Below are 1,050 nucleotides of genomic sequence, written 5' to 3' on the forward strand. Positions count from 1 at the left end.
TGAAAGCGCATAGTGGTCACATGGCGACAGCAGACTTTGTAGCTCAGGCAATTGAACGCGCCGTAGAAAAATCAAATATGCCTAAAGGTGTATTTAACATGATCTATGGGAATGGTGTGGGTGAGCCACTGGTTAAGCATCCTTTAATACAAGCAGTTGGATTTACTGGTTCACTGCGTGGTGGACGTGCTTTATGTGACATGGCTGCAGCCCGTCCACAACCGATTCCAGTCTTTGCTGAAATGAGCAGTATTAACCCGATGCTGATGTTGCCGGAAGCCTTAAAAAACCGTGGTGAAAAAATTGCACAGGACTTGGCCGACTCAGTTGTTTTAGGCTGTGGTCAGTTCTGTACCAATCCGGGTTTAATTTTGGGTATTAAATCAGCTGAATTTAGCCAGCTCATTAACAACCTAACTGAAATTATGGGTGGCAAACCTGCACAGACTATGCTGAATGCCGGAACCTTAAAAAGCTATACCGCTGGTCTTGAGCATTTAACCGAGCACCAAGGTATTAAACACTTGGCAGGTCAAACCCAGCAAGGCAATCAAGCACAGCCACAATTGTTTAAAGCTGATGTGGAGCTGTTATTGGCAGGTGATCAGCTTTTACAAGAAGAAATCTTTGGGCCAGCGACTGTCATCATTGAGGTTGAAGATAAAGCCCAGCTCCTTCAGGCGCTACAAAGTATGAATGGACAGCTGACAGCAACTTTGATTGCCGATGAAGCAGACTTAACCGAATTTGCAGATGTGGTTCCAGTGCTAGAAGAAAAAGCAGGCCGATTACTTATAAATGGTTATCCAACGGGTGTTGAGGTGTGCGATGCCATGGTGCACGGCGGACCATACCCAGCAACCTCAGATGCAAGAGGTACTTCAGTTGGAACTTTGGCCATTGACCGTTATTTACGCCCAGTCTGTTACCAGAACTACCCGCAAAGTTTGTTGCCGGAAGCCTTAAAAGACAGCAACCCATTGCAGATTTTAAGACTGGTCAATGGTGAGATGACCAAAGCAGCGATCTAAAAATGAAAAAGAGACCACT

General features: G+C 45.5%; 1 protein-coding gene. It reads left to right on the top strand.

Annotation, left to right across the window (positions count from 1 at the left end; genetic code table 11):
• The coding region (locus tag KTI78_RS17630; protein ID WP_262446869.1) for an aldehyde dehydrogenase family protein at nt 1–1,031 on the top strand (1,031 nt) is incomplete at its 5' end.
• Between the last annotated feature and the right edge of the window lie 19 nt (nt 1,032–1,050).

Source organism: Acinetobacter sp. WU_MDCI_Abxe161 (genome assembly GCF_025514355.1).
Lineage (GTDB): Bacteria > Pseudomonadota > Gammaproteobacteria > Pseudomonadales > Moraxellaceae > Acinetobacter > Acinetobacter pittii_E.